15 protein-coding genes, 1 tRNA gene and 1 pseudogene are annotated in these 17,112 nt (G+C 41.4%); 7 read left to right on the top strand and 10 right to left on the bottom strand.

Going from position 1 to position 17,112, the window contains the following annotated elements; all coding sequences use genetic code 11:
• The first annotated feature begins 38 nt into the window (after nucleotides 1-38).
• Together rraB and LDO73_RS16185 are read left to right on the top strand one after the other, a co-directional pair.
• Nucleotides 39-461, top strand: a complete 423-nt coding sequence (gene rraB / locus LDO73_RS16190; protein ID WP_224059398.1) for a ribonuclease E inhibitor RraB — start codon at nucleotides 39-41, stop codon at nucleotides 459-461.
• 544 nt (nucleotides 462-1,005) lie between these two features.
• The gene (locus LDO73_RS16185; RefSeq protein ID WP_224059396.1) at nucleotides 1,006-1,377 is read left to right on the top strand and encodes a DUF6232 family protein; all 372 of its coding nucleotides are present in this window, start codon (nucleotides 1,006-1,008) and stop codon (nucleotides 1,375-1,377) included.
• A 189-nt stretch (nucleotides 1,378-1,566) separates the two neighbouring features.
• Here the strand turns inward: LDO73_RS16185 and LDO73_RS16180 are convergent, their stop codons facing one another.
• From LDO73_RS16180 to pepA, 4 genes are all read right to left on the bottom strand, one after another.
• Nucleotides 1,567-2,070 (bottom strand): GNAT family N-acetyltransferase, encoded by a 504-nt coding sequence (locus LDO73_RS16180; RefSeq protein ID WP_224059395.1) that lies wholly within the window; start codon nucleotides 2,068-2,070, stop codon nucleotides 1,567-1,569.
• Nucleotides 2,071-2,234: 164 nt separating this feature from the next.
• On the bottom strand, nucleotides 2,235-5,105 hold the full coding sequence (locus LDO73_RS16175) for a valine--tRNA ligase (protein WP_224061210.1): 2,871 nt from the start codon (nucleotides 5,103-5,105) through the stop codon (nucleotides 2,235-2,237).
• 38 nt (nucleotides 5,106-5,143) lie between these two features.
• Nucleotides 5,144-5,593 carry a DNA polymerase III subunit chi gene (locus tag LDO73_RS16170; protein WP_224059393.1) on the bottom strand — a complete coding sequence of 150 codons (450 nt, stop codon included), beginning with the start codon at nucleotides 5,591-5,593 and terminating at the stop codon, nucleotides 5,144-5,146.
• 620 nt (nucleotides 5,594-6,213) lie between these two features.
• Nucleotides 6,214-7,725, bottom strand: coding sequence for a leucyl aminopeptidase (gene pepA / locus LDO73_RS16165; protein ID WP_224059392.1), 1,512 nt, complete (start codon nucleotides 7,723-7,725; stop codon nucleotides 6,214-6,216).
• A gap of 276 nt (nucleotides 7,726-8,001) precedes the next feature.
• Here pepA and lptF point away from each other — a divergent pair, with 276 nt between their 5' ends.
• Both lptF and lptG read left to right on the top strand, forming a co-directional pair.
• Nucleotides 8,002-9,099 carry an LPS export ABC transporter permease LptF gene (gene lptF / locus LDO73_RS16160; RefSeq protein ID WP_224059390.1) on the top strand — a complete coding sequence of 366 codons (1,098 nt, stop codon included), beginning with the start codon at nucleotides 8,002-8,004 and terminating at the stop codon, nucleotides 9,097-9,099.
• Complete coding sequence (gene lptG / locus LDO73_RS16155; protein ID WP_224059388.1) at nucleotides 9,099-10,175, top strand: LPS export ABC transporter permease LptG; 1,077 nt, start codon at nucleotides 9,099-9,101, stop codon at nucleotides 10,173-10,175. Before lptF ends, lptG begins: the two co-directional genes overlap by 1 nt.
• 93 nt (nucleotides 10,176-10,268) lie before the next feature.
• Here lptG and LDO73_RS16150 read toward each other — a convergent pair whose 3' ends face one another.
• Nucleotides 10,269-10,769 (bottom strand): hypothetical protein, encoded by a 501-nt coding sequence (locus LDO73_RS16150; protein WP_224059386.1) that lies wholly within the window; start codon nucleotides 10,767-10,769, stop codon nucleotides 10,269-10,271.
• Nucleotides 10,770-10,877: 108 nt separating this feature from the next.
• Here LDO73_RS16150 and LDO73_RS16145 point away from each other — a divergent pair, with 108 nt between their 5' ends.
• Nucleotides 10,878-11,138, top strand: coding sequence for a bacteriocin immunity protein (locus tag LDO73_RS16145; RefSeq protein WP_224061209.1), 261 nt, complete (start codon nucleotides 10,878-10,880; stop codon nucleotides 11,136-11,138).
• 207 nt (nucleotides 11,139-11,345) lie between these two features.
• Here the strand turns inward: LDO73_RS16145 and ampH are convergent, their stop codons facing one another.
• Nucleotides 11,346-12,572, bottom strand: coding sequence for a D-alanyl-D-alanine-carboxypeptidase/endopeptidase AmpH (gene ampH, locus LDO73_RS16140; protein ID WP_224059384.1), 1,227 nt, complete (start codon nucleotides 12,570-12,572; stop codon nucleotides 11,346-11,348).
• 418 nt (nucleotides 12,573-12,990) lie between these two features.
• Between ampH and LDO73_RS16135 the strand changes: the two genes are divergently transcribed.
• Both LDO73_RS16135 and LDO73_RS16130 read left to right on the top strand, forming a co-directional pair.
• Nucleotides 12,991-13,075, top strand: a tRNA-Leu gene (locus LDO73_RS16135).
• A 138-nt stretch (nucleotides 13,076-13,213) separates the two neighbouring features.
• Nucleotides 13,214-13,440: pseudogene (locus LDO73_RS16130) on the top strand (DUF932 domain-containing protein); the annotation flags it as partial.
• 103 nt (nucleotides 13,441-13,543) lie between these two features.
• On the opposite strand, the gene LDO73_RS16125 reads toward LDO73_RS16130, so the two are convergent.
• From LDO73_RS16125 to LDO73_RS16110, 4 genes are all read right to left on the bottom strand, one after another.
• Nucleotides 13,544-14,728, bottom strand: coding sequence for a DNA cytosine methyltransferase (locus LDO73_RS16125; RefSeq protein WP_224059382.1), 1,185 nt, complete (start codon nucleotides 14,726-14,728; stop codon nucleotides 13,544-13,546).
• 4 nt (nucleotides 14,729-14,732) lie between these two features.
• Nucleotides 14,733-15,296 carry a hypothetical protein gene (locus LDO73_RS16120; RefSeq protein ID WP_224059380.1) on the bottom strand — a complete coding sequence of 188 codons (564 nt, stop codon included), beginning with the start codon at nucleotides 15,294-15,296 and terminating at the stop codon, nucleotides 14,733-14,735.
• Nucleotides 15,277-15,525, bottom strand: a complete 249-nt coding sequence (locus tag LDO73_RS16115; protein WP_224059378.1) for a helix-turn-helix domain-containing protein — start codon at nucleotides 15,523-15,525, stop codon at nucleotides 15,277-15,279. Before LDO73_RS16115 ends, LDO73_RS16120 begins: the two co-directional genes overlap by 20 nt.
• 527 nt (nucleotides 15,526-16,052) lie before the next feature.
• Complete coding sequence (locus LDO73_RS16110; RefSeq protein ID WP_224059376.1) at nucleotides 16,053-17,102, bottom strand: methyltransferase; 1,050 nt, start codon at nucleotides 17,100-17,102, stop codon at nucleotides 16,053-16,055.
• Between the last annotated feature and the right edge of the window lie 10 nt (nucleotides 17,103-17,112).

Genomic DNA, 17,112 nt, shown 5'->3' with positions numbered 1-17,112 from the left:
GAGCCCGAGACTAATACCACGGAACAAGGGGTGTGGAAATGGTAGATAAAGCTGAATTTGATGCGCAGTACGAAGAAACTCGCCTGATCATTGAAGAGTTACTGGAAGATGGAAGTGATCCTGATGCGCTGTACGCGATTGAGCATCACTTCTCTGCGGACAATTTTGAATTGTTAGAAAAAGCGGCTGTTGAAGCATTCAAACTGGGTTATGAAGTCACTGATGCGGAAGAGCTGGAAGTCGAAACGGGTGAAACCCTACTGTGCTGCGATGTGATCAGTGAAAGCGCATTAAATGCAGAACTGATTGACGCACAAGTGGATCAGCTAATGAAATTAGCAGAAAAAATGGGTGTGAACTACGATGGTTGGGGCACCTATTTTGAAGATCCAGACGCAGAATATGATGATGAAGAGGGTGACGACGAAAGGGATGATGAGTCCGAAAAACGCGTTCACTAATTAATTCTTCAAATTTCAATAAGCGGTTATACCGCCGTATTGAAAGATAAGAAAGCACTGATTGAGAATATCGTCAGTGCTTTTTTGTTTTTATATCAGCCATATTATTGATGTTGGCATTCAGAATATATAACGTCGATTATTGTATTGGTTGTTAAAAGTAATTTTTAAAAATCCGTTATCATTGTATAGCAAATTGGCTTTGTTGAGTGGGCACTCTTATTGCATGATTGTCAGTTTTAATCTCATTTTTAGGGCTATTTGACGAAAAGCGTATTCGTATTTTAAGGATGAGAAGGTTATTAATCTTGTCTTCATCATATATAGAATAAAAATTTTATATTTTTGATTGTGAATGGAAACAATAAATTATATTTATTGTTTTTTATGGTTGTATTCAATTTTTTCAATGCATAAGGGTAATTTCAGCCTGTATTGACAAGCGGATTAAATTTAAATATTAATATCGCTTATGTTTTTATGTATTATCGAATATAATCCGAATGCAAAAAAATGATTATTAATTTTTATATGGATGGATGAAATGGAAGAAAAAGATTTTTATAGTAATGGTAATGTTAGCATTACTAATTCAAGGTTTATTGTGGGATCAACAACATATGCCATGAATGGAGTGACTTCAGTTAAACGTGGAGAAACGAACCCTTCTAAAGTAGCACCTATCATTATGTGCATTATTGGTGCAATTGCTCTAATAAATGGAACTGCAACCAGCTTCTTGGTTGGCGCTATTTTAATTATTTTAGGTGTATTGTGGTTTAGAGCGATTAAGCCAGAATATATCGTTTTTTTAAACAGTGCATCTGGTGAGTCTCAAGCATTATCAAGTAAGGATCGAAAATATATTGATGATGTTATTAATGCATTAAATAATGCAATTATTCATCGAGGATGATGAAAGCGAGTTTTTCACTAAGGCAATCTGCATTATTGATAAAAATAATTTTGTTCTCAGATTTTTTATTTAGTTTAATGACTGGTTAGCTGAATTGAAAAATAAAAAAAGCACTGAATGAAAATATCGTCAGTGCTTTTTTGTTTTTATATCAGCCTTCTAACTCTTTCTTCATATAATAAATGAACATTACAGCGCTTTTAGCATGCGAATTTCACAGTCACTATGACCAGTATTGCCTAATGGCTCGTCGATAAAATCGAAGCCCAGTTTTTCATACAGTTTAATGGCGGCTTGTAACTCTTTGGTGGTTTCTAAGTAACAGCGGGTATAGCCTTGCTGCTTAGCAAATTCTAAAGACATTGAAACGATTTGCTTGGCTAAACCTTTTCCGCGCAGTACAGATGAGAGATACATTTTTTGTAATTCAGCGGTATGCTCATCACCACCGGCGACTTGTGAAATACCGCCGCCGCCAACCACTTTACCGTCCATTTCTACCACCCAGTATGCGCTGCGTGGTTTGCTATACACTTCATACAGCGTGTCTAAAATAGGATCCGCGACTGCAAAACCTTTATCGGCGGTTAGCCCATGTTCAGCGGAAACTTCACGAATAACCGCCGCGATCTCTGGGTTATCTTGAGGTTGAATTAAGCGAACTTGTACGGTTGAAGTTGTGTTTGTTGTCATAAGAACATCTCTTTTTTATTTGTATTATTTATATTTTTAATTGCATTATTTACTGGTGCAATATTTATGATATTGAGCATGTGACAACGCTTTTCAACGCCTAAAAACAAAAAAGCCCTAACTCATCGGCGACGAGTCAGGGCTAGAGATTTAAAACTCAATAACTATAAAGAGGCGATAGTCACTTTTTGCGCTTCAATCTTCGCTTTCGCTTCGATATTTTCCGCTAAACGCGCACGCTCTTTCTCAACCACGGCAGCTGGAGCACGGCTTACAAAACCTTCGTTTGCCAGCTTGCTTTCGATGGTATCAATTTCTTTTACCACTTTTTCCAGCTCTTTATCTAAACGAGCAAGTTCAGCGTCTTTATCAACCAGACCTGCCATTGGGATCAGCACTTCAGCGCCTGCCACTAATTTAGTCACAGAAACTGGCGCTTCTTCGCCTTCAACCAGCACGCGAATACTTGCTAAACGCGCCATTGAACGAAGGAAATTTTCGTTCTCAGTTACACGACGAGCCACATCCGCAGAGGTGCTACGCAGCATCACATCCAGTGGTTTACCCGGAGCGATGTTCATTTCTGCACGAATATTACGTACAGCAACGATGGTCTCTTTGATCCACTCTAAATCGCTCAGTGCCAGTTCATCCACTTTCGCCGCATCGAACTCTGGGAACGCTTGCAGCATGATGGTGTCAGCATCGATGCCTTTCACCACTTTCACGCGCTGCCAGATGGTTTCGGTGATAAATGGAATGATTGGGTGAGCGAGACGCAGTAAGCCTTCCAGCACTTCAATCAGGGTGAAGCGTGCCGCACGAACTTGGGCTTCATTACCTTTATGAACCGCAGGTTTAGACAGCTCTAAATACCAGTCACAGAATTCATTCCATGTGAAATCATACAGAATACCTGCCGCGATATCGTAACGGTGAGTATCTAACGCTTCACGGTACGCTTTCACAGTTTGGTTGAACTGCGCCATGATCCAGCGATCAGCCAATGAGAAACTCATTTCGCCGCCGTTTTGACCGCAATCTTGACCTTCGGTGTTCATCAGAACGAAGCGGCTCGCATTCCATAATTTATTACAGAAGTTACGGTAACCGGACAGACGTTTCATATCCCAGTTGATATCGCGACCTGTTGATGCCAGTGCCGCTAAGGTAAAGCGCAGGGCATCAGTACCGTGTGCTTCGATACCGTCTGGATACTCTTTACGAGTACGTTTAGCAATTTTCTCAGCCAGTTGTGGCTGCATCATGTTGCCGGTACGTTTTTCCAGTAATGCTTCCAATGAAATACCGTCGATCATATCCAGTGGGTCGATAACGTTCCCTTTGGATTTAGACATTTTCTGACCTTCTTCATCGCGGATCAGACCTGTCATATACACGGTTTTAAACGGAACTTGTGGCTCGCCATTTTCATCTTTGATGAAATGCATGGTCATCATGATCATGCGGGCAATCCAGAAGAAAATAATATCGAATCCGCTGACTAATACATCCGTTGGATGGAAAGTTTTCAGGGCATCGGTATTTTCTGGCCAGCCTAAGGTTGAGAATGTCCACAGGCCAGAAGAGAACCACGTATCTAATACGTCGTCATCTTGACGCAGTGCCACATCGGCACCTAAGTTGTTTTCGCGGCGAACTTCGTCTTCATCACGACCCACGTAAACATTGCCTTTGTCGTCATACCAAGCTGGGATGCGGTGACCCCACCATAATTGACGAGAAATACACCAGTCTTGGATATCACGCATCCAAGAGAAATACATGTTTTCGTATTGGCGTGGAACGAATTGGATACGGCCATCTTCAACGGCTTTGATAGCGTCTTTCGCTAAAGGCGCGGTACGCACGTACCATTGGTCTGTCAGCATTGGCTCGATAACCACACCACCACGGTCGCCGTAAGGTACGGTTAAATCGTGAGGTTTGACTTCGACCAGTAAACCTAATTGTTCAAATTCAGCGACGAGAGCTTTACGTGCTGCGAAACGCTCCATGCCACGGTAGGCTTCTGGAATTTCGCTGCTGTAATCGGTGCACGGGTTGCCGTTAGTGTCGAACACTTCCGCTTCGTTACGAACGTTACCATCCAAGTCCATCATGTTGATCATGGTCAGTTGGTGACGTTTACCCACTTCGTAGTCGTTGAAGTCATGGGCTGGGGTGATTTTCACGCAGCCAGTGCCTTTTTCCATATCGGCGTGTTCATCACCCACGATTGGAATACGGCGATTGACGATTGGCAGAATAATTTCTTTGCCAATTAAATCTTTATAACGTGGATCTTCAGGGTTAACTGCCACACCGGTATCACCCAGCATGGTTTCTGGACGCGTGGTCGCAACCACTAAATAGTCTTTCCCTTCAGCGGTTTTCGCGCCGTCAGCCAGCGGATAACGCAGGTGCCACATAGAACCTTTGACTTCGCGGTTTTCAACTTCCAGATCAGAAATTGCGGTGTGCAGTTTCGGATCCCAGTTAACCAGACGCTTACCGCGATAGATTAAATTTTCTTTGTACATACGAACGAAAGCTTCTTTAACCGCTTTAGATAAGCCTTCGTCCATGGTGAAGCGCTCGCGATCCCAGTCAACGGAGTCACCTAAACGGCGCATTTGTTGAGAGATAGTGCCGCCAGATTCTGCTTTCCATTCCCAGATTTTGTCGATGAACGCATCACGACCGTAGTCATGGCGGTTTTTACCTTCTTCAGCCGCAATTTTACGCTCAACTACCATTTGAGTTGCGATACCCGCGTGGTCAGTACCCGTCTGCCATAGGGTGTTTTTCCCTTGCATACGCTGGTAACGGATCATGGTATCCATAATGGTTTGTTGGAAGGCGTGACCCATGTGCAGGCTACCCGTAACGTTCGGCGGTGGGATCACGACGCAGAAACTGTCTTTTGAGGTATCACCGTTCGGGTGGAAGTAACCGCTTTTTTCCCAGTGGGTATACAGGGACTGTTCGATTTCCGCTGGGTTATAAGTTTTGTCGAGGGATGGCTCGATCATTGCGTTGTCTGGTTTCTTTTCCATTTTTATCTTTGTGTTCAGTAAGTTGGCGGCGTCGCCATGGTCAAATTGAAGCCGACGCTCCGGTAAATTTTATACCGGTCACGCGCCAACTGTTTTAAAGTTTCATCGATAGGTACGAAGTCTATCACTTCATGGAAAGCCGTTGCAAAATCTGCGAATTGGCTTTGTAAATTAATCAGGATATCGCGAGGTGTATTGCCACGTTTATTTGGCCAGCAAATTTCGATTGGCGAACCATAACGAGGACCTTCCCCCGCCAAATTGTGGGGTACAAACTGCTGAGGATCTCGTTGCCAAAGTGCCTCATCCATTTTTTCAGCTTGCAACTGATCCTCGCAGGCAATCAGAATACGTTTTCCGTTGCGCCACGCGTGTGCAGCAAGTTCACAAGCGAGCCATTCGTGGGCTTCGTATTCCGCTTGTGGGGAGGGCTGTTGTAGTTGGTAAAACGTACCTTTTTTCATATACCCGTCATACTTCAATTTGTAGGGGTGTTGGCTACGCTCTCTCGCCTCGGTCACATACTTATGTATGCTCCCAAGGTCTCAATCACTTGCCGCCTACCTACAAACTGAATTATTTAGGGTATAACCGTAAATTGTCATACTTCAATTTGTAGGGGTGTTGGCTACGCTCTCTCGCCTCGGTCACATACTTATGTATGCTCCCAAGGTCTCAATCACTTGCCGCCTACCTACAAACTGAATTATTTAGGGTATAACCGTAAATTGTCATACTTCAATTTGTAGGGGTGTTGGCTATGCTCTCTCGCCTCGGTCACATACTTATGTATGCTCCCAAGGTCTCAATCACTTGCCGCCTAACCTACAAACTGAATTATCTAGGGTATAGCGCGAGTTGCTACCCATCAATTTGCAGGAGTGTTGGTTGTGTTCTTTCGCTGACCTAAAACAAGATTAAATCTGCGCTGAATTATACTCGTTTTTACCACAGCCTCAAAATGGTGTGGTGAGTGATACCTAACTGCTTGTTGCTTAAAAACAATATCCCGAATCGCAGAACCTGCTCATCGGGATATTATAATAACAACTTAATCAATGGCGATTTTTAATTGTAATCGAAATTACTCGTCACCATTTAAACCAGCGCGGTTCAGTAAGAACTGAGCTAACATAGAAACCGGACGACCGGTTGCTCCTTTAGCTTTGCCTGAACGCCATGCAGTACCTGCGATATCCAAGTGCGCCCAGTTATATTTACCCGTAAAGCGTGCTAAGAAGCAGCCTGCGGTAATTGCACCGCCCGGACGACCACCTGTGTTCGCTAAATCAGCAAAGTTAGAGCTGATTTGCTCATAGTATTCGTCAGCTAACGGTAAGCGCCAAGCACGGTCGCCAGCTTGCTCTGAAGCATTTAACAGCTCGTGAGCCAGTGGGTTGTGGTTGGACATTAAACCAGTGTAGTGGCTACCTAAAGCAATCACACATGCACCTGTTAATGTGGCGATATCGATAACCAGTTCTGGATCGAAACGTTCAACGTAAGTCAGGGTATCACACAGGACTAAACGACCTTCCGCATCAGTATTCAGTACTTCAACAGTTTGACCTGACATGGTGGTTAGGACATCACCAGGACGATATGCGTGTCCACCCGGCATGTTTTCACAGCCAGCCAGTACACCGACAACGTTAATTGGCAGTTGCAGCTCAGTGATAAAGCGCATGACGCCGTAAACGGTCGCGGCACCGCACATGTCGTATTTCATTTCATCCATGCCATCAGCTGGCTTGATGGAAATACCGCCTGAGTCGAAGGTTAAACCTTTACCGACCAGTACAATTGGCTTGCACTCTGGATCTGGGTTGCCTTTGTACTCCATGATGGACATCAGAGATTCGTTTTGGGAACCTTGACCCACCGCTAAGTACGCGTTCATGCCCAGCTCTTTCATTTGCTCTTCGCCGATCACGCGAGTGGTCAGCTTGCTGTCAGAAATGTCTGCCAGTTGACGAGCTTGTGACGCTAAATAGCCAGCATTACAGATATTTGGTGGCATGTTACCCAAATCTTTAGCTGCTTTAACGCCAGAGGCGATAGCTAAACCGTGGGCGATAGCACGTTCACCGCTGGTCAGTTCACGGCGCGTTGGTACATTGAAGACCAGTTTACGCAGTGGACGGCGGTGTTCAGTTTTGTTGCTTTTCAGCTGGTCGAAGACATACAAGGATTCTTTCGCTGTTTCAACTGCTTGGCGAACTTTCCAGTAGTTATTGCGACCTTTTACATGTAACTCAGTCAAGAAACAAACGGCTTCCATTGAGCCAGTTTCATTCAGAGTACTGATGGTTTTCTGAATGATTTGTTTAAATTGACGCTCATCGAGTTCACGTTCTTTACCGCAACCGATCAGTAAAATACGCTCAGATAGAACGTTAGGCACATGATGCAGCAGCAAGGATTGACCTACTTTACCTTCAAGCTCACCGCGGCGCAGCAGGGCGCTGATATATCCGTCACTAATTTTGTCCAGCTGTTCAGCGATAGGGGACAGACGGCGTGGTTCAAAGACTCCGACAACGATACAAGCACTACGTTGTTTTTCCGGGCTACCACTTTTTACACTAAACTCCATGCGTTCTCCTGAATCTTAAAGACAAAGGTCGATGCTCCAGTTAAAATTAGCCTTTCGCATGATCTGGCTTATAGAGAATGAACTCTTTGTGTTAAATTGAGCAAATACCTAGTTTCGCTTATATTAAGCATATTCCGATATAGTACTTAGTATAGATAATGCTTTTATATCATTCTAGCCAAACAATAAACCAGAGTATATTTTAGTAAATGGCTGTCATAGAACGAACTTAGCCATTTTCATCCCAAAAGACAAGTTTTCACAGGCGTAATAAGCGTGATCATTATTCGATATTTGGTTCGGGAAACCCTGAAAAGCCAGCTGGCGATACTTTTTGTCCTGCTGCTTATCTTTTTTAGTCAAAAGTCCATCGACATCTTAGGTGCCGCTGTTCAGGGGAATATTCCTTCGAATTTAGTTCTTCCATTATTAGGATTAGGTGTGCCGGAGATGGCGCAACTTATCTTACCTTTAAGCCTATTTCTTGGGCTATTGATGACTTACAGCAAATTGTACACAGAAAGCGAAATTACTGTGATGCATGCCTGCGGTCTGGGTAAAAGTGTGCTTGTGAAAGCGGCACTGGTACTTGCCGCATTAACCGCCTTGGTCGCGGTTGCCAATATTACTTGGATGTTGCCTTGGTCATCTCAATATCAAGAGCAAGTTTTGGCGGATGCAAAAGCCAACCCCGGTTTAGCGGCGATGGTGGAAGGGCAATTTAAAACCACCAAAGATAACAACTTTGTGTTGTACATCGGCGAAGTCAAAGGCAATGATTTTAAAAATGTTTTCTTAGCTCAGTTGCGTACTGCCAACGAGCAGCGTCCTTCCGTTGTGGTTGCGGATAGCGGTTATATGAAAGAAGACGAATATGGTCGCCAGATGGTGGTGCTAGACCAGGGTACTCGCTACGAAGGCACGGCAATGCTGAGAGATTTCCGCATCACTGACTTCGTGAATTACCAAGCTGTTGTTGACCATAAAGCCACGGATGTCAGTACGGATAAAGTGGAACAAAAAACCATGATGCAGCTGTGGAATGAAAGTAATCCTGAGGTCAATGCTGAATTCCACTGGCGTTTAACCATTGTATTTTCTGTGGTCGTGATGGCGCTGATGGTGGTACCGCTGAGTGAAGTGAACCCTCGTCAAGGGCGCGTACTCAGTATGATCCCAGCGATGCTGCTATACCTGATTTTCTTCTTATTACAAAGTACGTTACGTAATAGCGCAGACAAGGGGGATGTCGACCCTAAATATGCAATGTGGGCGGTTAACTTTGGTTACTTGCTATTAGCAGTGATACTGAACTTATGGGATACCGTGCCAATGCGCAAAATGCGTGCTAAGTTGACCAGAGGGGTTGCCTGATGTTTGGTGTTTTAGATAGGTATATCGGTCGAACCATCCTCAATTCAATTTTGATGACGCTGTTTTTGTTGGTTTCCCTTTCAGGGATCATCAAATTTGTCGAGCAGCTTCGCAAAGTGGGTGACGGTGATTACACGGCGATGAGCGCAGGGGTTTTTACCTTATTAACCGTTCCCAAAGATATCGATGTTTTCTTCCCAATGGCGGCATTATTGGGCGCATTGTTGGGATTAGGCGCATTAGCTTCCCGCAGTGAATTGGTGGTGATGCAGGCGTCGGGTTTTACCCGTTTGCAAATTGCGATGTCCGTGATGAAAACAGCGATTCCATTAGTTATCGTTACGATGATCATGGGAGAGTGGGTTGCGCCTGCGGGAGAACAGTGGGCACGTAACTACCGTGCAGAAAAAATTGTTGGTACCTCTTTGGTGGTGACGGATTCAGGGATGTGGGCGAAAGATGCTCATGATTTTATCTATATCCAGCGCATTAAAGATGCGAGCACCATCCAAGATGTTTCTATTTATCGCTTCGATGACCATCGCAAATTACAGTCTGTGATGTTTGCTGCACGCGGAACTTATGATGCGGATAAAAAGCTGTGGGTGTTATCCCAAGTTCAAGAATCTATCTTGGGTAGCCAGCAAAAAATTACGGGTTCACAGCGTTTAACTTATGATTGGAAAACCAATTTAACCCCAGAGAAATTAGGAATTGTTTCCCTGAATGCGGATTCGCTTTCAATTCGCGGGCTATATCAGTACATCACTTATTTGAAAGAGAGCGGGCAAGTGGCTTCGGTTTATCAGCTGAGTATGTGGCAAAAAATCTTAGCGCCACTTTCTGCGGCAGTGATGATGTTGATGGCCGTTTCCTTTATCTTCGGGCCTCTGCGTACGGTACCAATGGGCGTGCGTGTGATTTCAGGGATTGTCGGCGGTTTCTTGTTCTACATCTTAAACCAAGGCTTTGGTAACTGGAGTTTGGTCTATTCCATTCCGCCAGTGCTTGCGGCAGCGCTGCCGAGTGTCTTGTTCTTGGGTGTGAGTATTTTCTTGTTAGTTAAACGAAAATAGTCCATTCCCTTTAAATTGAAAAAAGGCTGTAGAATCGAATGATTTTACAGCCTTTTTTATTGTTGACGGCAACTATCCATGTCAAGAACACACTCATTTTTTGCTAAAGATAAAATTACCGAAATTACTCAGCATCGATTGAATTTTTCCTTGAGGCTTAAATAATACTTGCTGGACCTTTTTTTGTTTCGTCTGAGAAGTATATTCACCGATAATGCCAATCACGTTTTTTCCACTTTTGTTGGCAATCTGTTGTGCATAAGAGAACGCACCGCCATTTGCACTGTATGATTTTTCAATCCTGTAAGCATTTTTCCAAGTTGCTTGAATGAATGATTGCGTTGCTTCGTTCATGGTATCTGCAAATAGTTTTTTATACTCGGCGGTTGCTTCAATGTTCGGATCATCCGCTTTTTCATTAACCAGTCTTGAAAGATCGATTTCGACATAGTCTGGTTTTTTAGGTTGTGGAAAGGCTTTTTGATGATTAAATACATTTCTGAGTTGCTTTACTAATTCAGAAACCGTGTTCGTTCCTGATTTTACGGCGCTGGGGCGTAATATGTTATGAGCGGAAAGCGGGATAATTTTCATCTTAGTTCCTTTACCAATAATGAGTAGTAAGGCTAAGAGTAGCGAAAGGTCATACTAAAATATTGCATAAAAAGCAGCCACCTATCAGAAAGAGCGATGAATATAAAAATGGAACTAAAAAACAATTTTAGTGATTACACTGAAGCTGAATTCCTTAAATTCTTACAAGCGATTTATTATGTTCAAACCGAGAATGAGAATGAGCATAAATTATGGGTTAGACATTTTGTTAAAATATCGGAGCACCCACAGGGTAATGGATTAATCTACAACCCAAATAGTGGGGATGATGACTCACCAGAAGGTATTTTAAAATCAGTCAAAGAATGGCGAGCTAAAAATGGAAAACCAGGATTTAAAAATAGTTAAGTATTATTGTGTATAGAATTATTTAGCGTAAAAAAGCATCAATGATTTGAAGGTTAATCATTGATGCTTTTATGAAAAAATACGCAGAGTTATTTATTGAGCGATCTAAGCGGAAAGAGTGATATACAGCGTCACCAAGCGCACAAATCCGCGTTTTAGGGTAGGGGTATAACTCGCCAGTGCATTAATCGCGTCGGCGGTACCCTTTCAATTTTTCCCATACGCATGGTTAGATGATAACGAAGTAACCATATCATTCACACCGGTGGTCAACTTACTGAACTTACTACCATCCTTACGGGTCATCACCACGAATACCGCAATATTTTGCTGTGGGATCATCGCCATATAGGTATTAAATCCGCCGCCGCCGCCAGTTTTCTGGTAGATCCCCGGAATACCGTTTTTAGGCTTCATATAAACCCAGCCAAGACCCAGTCCATCAGCATAACCTGCTACGTCCATCCCTTTGGCATCTAACAGCTTTTCACGCGGGAAGAAAATGCCTTGCTCGCGGGCTGCAGTCGCTTTACGTAGGTTATTATCCGTGGATAAAAATTGCTGCATCCACTTTTGCATATCTGCGGGTGTGGAATACACACCACCGCTTCCTGCTGCCGCAAGGGTATTATGGCAAGGGCTTGGCTTGGTGCCTTCCATTAATCGGGCGCACTGACCTTTGCTTGGGGTATAGGTGGTATCGGTCATTTTCGCCGGAGATGTCACGTATTTGCTGAACAATTGCGGGTATGACTGCCCAGTTGCTTTAACCATCGCATCGGCAAGTAAATCATAGGCGAGGTTGGAATAAGCCGCTTCAGTGCCCGGTGTAAAATCGAGTTTACCGGTTTTCAGCCACGTCCAACGGTTCTCTTGGGTTGGCCAGATAAAGACAGGGCGACCCCATTTTCCACCCGGCTGTTCGCGAGGTAAGCCACTGGTATGGCTCGCTAAATGATACAGTCGGATCGGTTGCCCGCTGTTGTTATTCGGAACAGTAACGCCGTTGTAGCTGTATTGCTGTAGCGGGTCGGTGATCGCTAATTTTTTATCTTGCTCTAGCTTAATTAAGATTTCGCTGGTCATTAATTTGCTAACAGAAGCGATGCGGATCAGTGAGTTAGGACCCGGTTTTTGACCATTACCCGGCGCAGTTTCACCATAATAGCGAGCGAGAGTTTGGTTGTTATCAATAACGATAATGGCCATGCCTCGGGCATCGCTTTCGTTATAAATTCGATTCGCATACATATCGACGATTTTGGTGACACGCTCGTAAGTTCTTCTATCGCCTTCGAATATTTGCCACTCTGAGTTACCAGCAAGCATGCCACTTGGTGAGCTTTGCGAGGTTTTTTCTGTCGTTGAGGAACAGGCCATCAATGCCGCAGACAGCGCGGATACCGACAAAATTTTAAGAAACGTTTTCTTCATGTTTGAAGCCAGCCGATATGATTGTTTATAAAAGGCTTTTCAGCCAATATTTATTTTTTCTTTGAGAAAATTTTCATGACGACACCAATTAAGATGCCAATAACCACACCAGTGGCGATCCATCCAACAAAGCCCATAAAATATGCCTTTATAATTTTACATAAGAGTGCGGATAAACTAACAAAAATTACGCTTTGTCGCCAGTCACCCAAGGGTTAAGACAATGAAAATAGTCTTAGGAAAATTAGCATAGATATTCAAATGTTGCTGAACATAACAGGGGATATTGTTTTTTTATGGAAAGATTTTTTCAGGTGCTTTTTTTTTAATCGAACAATCTGATTGTTCAAGATAAATGTTGCCAGTCGGCATCAGGCAAGTATAATGGCAGCGTTTTCCAAGAAACACATCACTTCGTGCCGGAGTGGCGGAATTGGTAGACGCAGTTGATTCAAAATCAACCGCCTTCGGGTGTGCCGGTTCGAGTCCGGCCTTCGGCACCAAAAATCAGACGCTTAGAGCGTCTTTTTTTATGTCTGAAATTCCTGAGTTGTTGGTTTTTTCTTCACTTTATAAAGTTCATTTCACATAATTAAGCTATCAATTCATCAATTCATTGGAATTCTTAAATAAGTTTATTTATTACTGAAGAGCAAGTATTACAACCGCGTCGTTGGGAGGATAAGAAAAATGATCTGTGGACGGTATATCAACGTTTGCAGGAGAATTTAATCAAAGATGGATTATCGGGTAGGAATGCTAAAGGTAAGCGCACTCGCACTCGTTCGGTGAATGGTATTGATGGGAATATTAGGCATTGTGGGTGATGACAGAAAAGATGCATGAATATTTTTCTGGCAGAGAATGAGTTTAAAAAGGTAGCACATCGTTTTTGCATAAAATAATGTGCTGATACCTAATTTGATGTAATAATAGTATTTTAGTAAAATAAGTTAGTGTGTTATAAAAAATTATTCGGTATTTTTAGTATCGTTCTTTTCTTTTTTATAGAAAAAATCTCTAATTGGAGAAAGGATATGGTTTGAAATATACTCTATTACCGGTACACAAACAGCATCACCCATAGCAAAATATCCTTTATTTGCATTACTAGGTAAAATAAAACTATCTCTAACTCCTTGAAGACGAGCATATTCTCTAGGCGTTAATAGCCTAACATTCCATTGTTCATAGCCAGCGCGAATTAGAATTTGCTTGCTTGAACCTCCTCGAGGAGTACGTAGACATCCAGCATTTCCATCAACTCGTAACTCAGCCATTGATTTACCCGCTCTCATCCTTCTGAAAACTGTTCCATATGAGTAGCTATTTTGACGAATCATAACCTGTAATTTTTCTTTATGGTTAGGACTCATTTGAGATAATAAATGATTTTTTCGCTCGCTAGTCCACCATAAAGAAGAATCATCAGGGATATTACAATCAATAATATCGTTGATAGTTGTTCTTCTTGGTTTTGGTAGTGGGATATCAAATAGACCCCAATTTAGCTCCTCATTAGAAGCTATTATTTTTTTTAATTTAGTTGAACGTAGTTTAGGATTATCATCAAATATTGACCACCAAGGATCAAAAGGATTTTGTGTGTTTTTTATTTGCATAAAATGATGAGCAATTGATTCATCCACTGCAAACAAAAAAACACGAGGTCTACTCTGTGGAGTAAAAAATATAGCATCTAATTCAATAATATCAATCACAAATCCTAATTTTGATAAAATTTGAACTGTTTCTATAACATCATTTCCTTGATGGGATGTTAAAAAGCCAGAAACATTTTCTAGCATTACGACTTTAGGCAGGTCATTTGTTAATTTTTTATATTGGAGTATTTTTAGGAGCGCCTTTAAAGTCCCAGATTCGTTTCCGGCTAGGCCTGCTCTGGAGCCTGCTTGAGAGAGATCTGTACATGGAAATGAAGCAGTATAAAGAAAAACTTCATTTGGTATAACAGAACTATCATTACTAGCGATTTTCCATATATCTTCTAGGTAGAAATGTTCTTTGCCGTAGTTAGTTACATATGTATCCATTTTATCAACAGATATATCATTAGCCCAAGCACATTCCCAGCCTGTATTTTCTAATCCTTCTCGTACAAGGCCAACACCCGCAAAAAACTCAGCAAATTTCATTATATTAACCAATTAAAGAATTGAAGCTTGCTAGTATATTATCATTTCTACTGTATATATCACCAGATCTTATTTCTAAAATAGTTTGTCCGTTACTTTGAACATAACCATATGGGATAGCTTTTCTAAAGCGTTGGCGTCTCACTGAACTCTCTACGTTTCTATTGTAGTTAACTCTGTATTGGGGAAGCCAAACAAGAAAAAATCTATCTTTTAATTGAGAACCAGGGATTGCTTTGACTATTACGTTTTGATAGTCAATTGAGTAGGAGCAAAATAGGTGGTTAACACAGCAATCTTCTCTAAGTTTTCCTTCCCCTGTATTTAAGTGGTATTGATATTCATAAGAACTTGATTGAGTTGATGATTTAACTTCCCAGCCCTCAAGATCTGCTCCTGTTACTCCATTTCCTCGTCGGCCAGTAAGAATTGCTCCAAATAATTCCCACAGTACAGAAGGAACATGACCTGGAACTTTAAATCCATACTCTCTTAAAAGGTTGATTTTTTCTTCATCATAAATATGTCTTTTATAGAAATCAAAAGCATTATCTATCGAGTTGTGCATCGTTAACCTCTTCAAAATTTGAAAGAAGGGTTTCCGGCAAAACGTCTAAAGCTACTGCCAGTTTATATATATTCAGTAAGCTAACATTTCTCTTTCCTCGTTCGACTGAGCTAATGTATGTACGATCTAGCTGAGCTAATTCTGCAAGTTGCTCTTGGCTGAGGTTCAATTTACGTCTTAAATTGTATACATTTTTCCCAAAAGCATTGAGGATTTGTTCATTACTCATATATGCCCCTCTTTGAAAGGAACATAATCAAGCCTTTGATGACTATGAGTCTATAGACTATAAGTCACATTGAAAAATCTATGCTAATATTACGGTTTGAACATATCTGAAGAATGAAAACTGATGAATAAGGTGGATTTTTAATTTTAAGATTAAATTTGTATTTATGCTTATTTTTAAGTAACGATATTTAAACTTTTAATCTAATGAGTATACATTTAAGTATACAAAAAATTATAATTAAATTAATAACAAATAAAAACAATGTGTTATCTATGAAAAGCGAGTCCAGCCTTCTAACATAAATCAGACGCTAAAAGCGTCTAATTTATGTTTCAGTTTTCTATTTTCTCAACTAAATAAAATCCAGTTAATGTTAAATATCCGATAGTACTGTAGGTATTTTTACATGCAAATATTACTATTTTCCATCATGGTTTTCCTTGCCAATTAAGTCATATATAGCCTTTGCTGGGCTTATACTTGTCAATTAAAAAATAAATAAGCAATCATATTATTGCATTATTTTACAGATTATCTGGTTTTGGTTTAGGGATCGCCTCGGCAATAGAAACATAACAGCCAGTATCAATAATGCGATTAAGCTTTAAATCGGCACTATCAAGTAATATTTCTAATTCCTCTTTACTGCGGGTCTGCCCGCCATCAAAACTGGCTAAGAGTAATAGGTCAATTAAATTACCACCATGCCAGTGGTTACCTGTTGGGATAATAGGCTCTAAAATAAGTAGCTTAGAATTGTCATACATTGCATTACGGCAGGTTTGTAATATTTGTTGTGCCTGAGCGGTAGGCCAATCCATAGTGATGTATTTCAATAAATAAAAATCTGCTGTTGGGCATGATTCGAAAAAGCTACCCGCTTGGGTTTTCCATCTTTCAGGATCCCCTAAATCATCAAGTCTATGTTTTTTTAAGATCTCAGGTTGATCGAATAATATGCCATGTAAAGTCTTGTTACTTTGTAGAACGGTTAACAATAGCCCGCCCATTCCACCTGCAATATCGACAACGGTTGAATTATCTGGAAAATCATACTTTTGTGTTAAAAAATAGTTTTCAACTGTGGACATAGAAGACATGCCTGTATGAAAACTGTAATTGTCTTTATAATTTTTGTTGTCAGCCCAATATTCATAAAAAGATTCCCCAAACATATCGTTAAAAGGGGTATCACTGCGTAAGCTATGAATTAGATCTCCTAATGGAGCCCAAAATGTTTTATCTGTTAGCATTAGCACGGCATCATGTAATGAATGGAATTGATCGGTACGAAGGAATTCAGCGGCAGGGGTTAACTCAAATTTACCATCACTAGTTTGTGCAAAGATATCTTTAGCGGCCAACATTCGCATAACTCTGAAGAGTTGCTTAGGATTCACATTTGTTTCTTTTGCTAGCTCATCAATTGTTTTCGCACCATTTTTTAGTTTATCAGCAATACCCAAGAGGGCTGCAACTCGTAGTGATGCTTGGAATGTGAATCCCATTGCTTGTTCTAATAAATAGGAGGCGGCATTTTCATTTTTAGATATATAAGTATCATTATTTAACATGTAATTCTTC

This window comes from Providencia alcalifaciens (assembly GCF_915403165.1).
GTDB classification, from domain to species: Bacteria; Pseudomonadota; Gammaproteobacteria; order Enterobacterales; family Enterobacteriaceae; genus Providencia; species Providencia alcalifaciens_C.
The sequence above is the reverse complement of the archived record's forward strand: the minus strand, read 5'-3'. Positions and strand labels throughout refer to the sequence as shown.

Excerpts from the sequence above, each read along its gene's own strand:
- rraB (WP_224059398.1), top strand. The coding sequence starts at position 39 with ATGGTAGATAAAGCTGAATTTGATGCGCAGTACGAAGAAACTCGCCTG.
- LDO73_RS16185 (WP_224059396.1), top strand. The coding sequence starts at position 1,006 with ATGGAAGAAAAAGATTTTTATAGTAATGGTAATGTTAGCATTACTAAT.
- LDO73_RS16180 (WP_224059395.1), bottom strand. The coding sequence starts at position 2,070 with ATGACAACAAACACAACTTCAACCGTACAAGTTCGCTTAATTCAACCT.
- LDO73_RS16175 (WP_224061210.1), bottom strand. The coding sequence starts at position 5,105 with ATGATCGAGCCATCCCTCGACAAAACTTATAACCCAGCGGAAATCGAA.
- LDO73_RS16170 (WP_224059393.1), bottom strand. The coding sequence starts at position 5,593 with ATGAAAAAAGGTACGTTTTACCAACTACAACAGCCCTCCCCACAAGCG.
- pepA (WP_224059392.1), bottom strand. The coding sequence starts at position 7,725 with ATGGAGTTTAGTGTAAAAAGTGGTAGCCCGGAAAAACAACGTAGTGCT.
- lptG (WP_224059388.1), top strand. The coding sequence starts at position 9,099 with ATGTTTGGTGTTTTAGATAGGTATATCGGTCGAACCATCCTCAATTCA.
- LDO73_RS16150 (WP_224059386.1), bottom strand. The coding sequence starts at position 10,769 with ATGAAAATTATCCCGCTTTCCGCTCATAACATATTACGCCCCAGCGCC.
- LDO73_RS16145 (WP_224061209.1), top strand. The coding sequence starts at position 10,878 with ATGGAACTAAAAAACAATTTTAGTGATTACACTGAAGCTGAATTCCTT.
- ampH (WP_224059384.1), bottom strand. The coding sequence starts at position 12,572 with ATGAAGAAAACGTTTCTTAAAATTTTGTCGGTATCCGCGCTGTCTGCG.
- LDO73_RS16125 (WP_224059382.1), bottom strand. The coding sequence starts at position 14,728 with ATGAAATTTGCTGAGTTTTTTGCGGGTGTTGGCCTTGTACGAGAAGGA.
- LDO73_RS16120 (WP_224059380.1), bottom strand. The coding sequence starts at position 15,296 with ATGCACAACTCGATAGATAATGCTTTTGATTTCTATAAAAGACATATT.
- LDO73_RS16115 (WP_224059378.1), bottom strand. The coding sequence starts at position 15,525 with ATGAGTAATGAACAAATCCTCAATGCTTTTGGGAAAAATGTATACAAT.
- LDO73_RS16110 (WP_224059376.1), bottom strand. The coding sequence starts at position 17,102 with ATGTTAAATAATGATACTTATATATCTAAAAATGAAAATGCCGCCTCC.